This is a genomic window from Actinocorallia sp. API 0066, from assembly GCF_020991275.1.
Classification (GTDB): domain Bacteria; phylum Actinomycetota; class Actinomycetes; order Streptosporangiales; family Streptosporangiaceae; genus Actinocorallia.
The window spans coordinates 1-1,574 of the sequence record NZ_JAJLQY010000031.1 but is presented as its reverse complement, the minus strand read 5'-3'; the positions used below and the strand labels follow the sequence as shown (position 1 = coordinate 1,574).

At 71.0% G+C, this 1,574-nt stretch carries 1 protein-coding gene; it reads left to right on the top strand.

All coding sequences use genetic code 11. The features are described 5' to 3' along the window. Positions 1-29: 29 nt before the first annotated feature. A partial coding sequence (locus LO762_RS32190) for a polyketide synthase dehydratase domain-containing protein (RefSeq protein ID WP_230620134.1) occupies positions 30-1,574 on the top strand: 1,545 nt, incomplete at its 3' end.

Sequence of the window (1,574 nt, the reverse complement as noted above, 5' to 3'; positions counted from 1 at the left end):
AGTCGGGGATTCGGGCGCGGGTGTTGCCGGTGAGCCATGCGTTCCATTCGCCGTTGATGGATCCCATGTTGGGGGAGTTCGCCTCTGTGGCGGCTGGTGTCGCCTACCGGGAGCCGTCGGTGGCGGGGCGGCGGGAGTGGATGTCGCCGGAGTATTGGGTGCGGCAGGTCCGTGAACCGGTCCGTTATGCCGACGCGCTGGCTGAGGCCCTTAGCGAATCCGGGAGCGGTTTTCTGGTGGAGATCGGTCCGGATGGGAGTCTGACGTCTCTCGCCCGGACCAGTGACCACTCGATCGCGGCGGTTGCGTTGTCGCGTCGGGATCAGTCGGAGTCGGTCGCGGTGGTCGCTGGACTCGTTGAACTCTGGGCGGCTGGCGGGCCGGTCACGCAGGCTGCTCTGACCGCGTTGATCCCTGGTGCCGCCGTTCCCGGTCGGGTTGTTCCGCTGCCGACCTACCCGTTCCAGCGCGATCGTTACTGGCTGGTTCCCGTCGCTGCCGGTGGGGTGGCCGGGGGGCATCCGTTGCTGGGCGCGGTGGTGGAGGTGCCCGGTGGGGTGATGCTGGCGGGGCGGGTGTCGTTGAACTCGCATCCGTGGCTGGCCGATCACGTGATCGCGGGCACCGTGGTCGTTCCGGGTGCCGCGATCGTCGAGTTCGCTGTCGCGGCCGGGGATCGGGTGGACTGCTCGGTGCTGGACGAGCTCGTCATCCACGCGCCGCTGCTGGTCCCGGCGTCCGGCGCGGTCGAGATCCAGGTGCACGTCGCGGAGAGCGATGGCACGGGCCGTCGGCCGGTGCTGGTGAGTTCGCGCCTGGTCGGGACGCGGGAATGGCAGCGGAACGCCGAGGGCTTCCTCTCTTCCGCCGCTGCCTCCGCTGCTGACGGTGCCGATCTGCGGGCCTGGCCGCCTGCGGGCGCCGAGCCGGTCTCGGTCGAGGGTTTCTACGAGCGGCTGGTCGATCACGGCTACGGGTACGGGCCGCTGTTCCAGGGTCTGACGGCGGTCTGGGTGCGGGAGGGGGAGCTGTTCGGCGAGGTCGTCCTCCCCGAGGGCGCCGACGTGGACGGATTCGGAATCCACCCAGCGCTCCTGGACGCCGCCCTGCACATCTCCATGGCCGCCACACCGGCCGGTGACACCGGCGAAGTGATGGTTCCGTTCGCGTGGAACCGTGTCACCCTCCACGCCACCGGCGCCACGACCCTTCGGGTCCGTGCGACCCAGGGCCCCGGCGGGCTGACGATGGACCTGGCCGACACCGCAGGCGAGCCCGTCCTGACGCTGGGAGCCCTCACCTCACGGCCCATGACCGCCCCCTCCGCCGCCGCCCCCTCCGTCGGCGGTGCCGAACCGATGATGCTCTCCGTCGGCTGGACCCCCTTCGCCACCGGTGATGACGGCGGTGCGGCCGGGCCGGACAGCGCGGTGATCACGGGTGCGGCGGACCTGGAGGCGTTGGGTGAGGACGTGCCGGAGTGGCTGGTCCTGGACACGGATCTGCTCGCTTCCCCCGGCGGTGACCGGCACGCCGATGCCGCTGGCTCCGGTGTGGGTGAGTTGGTGCGGGTG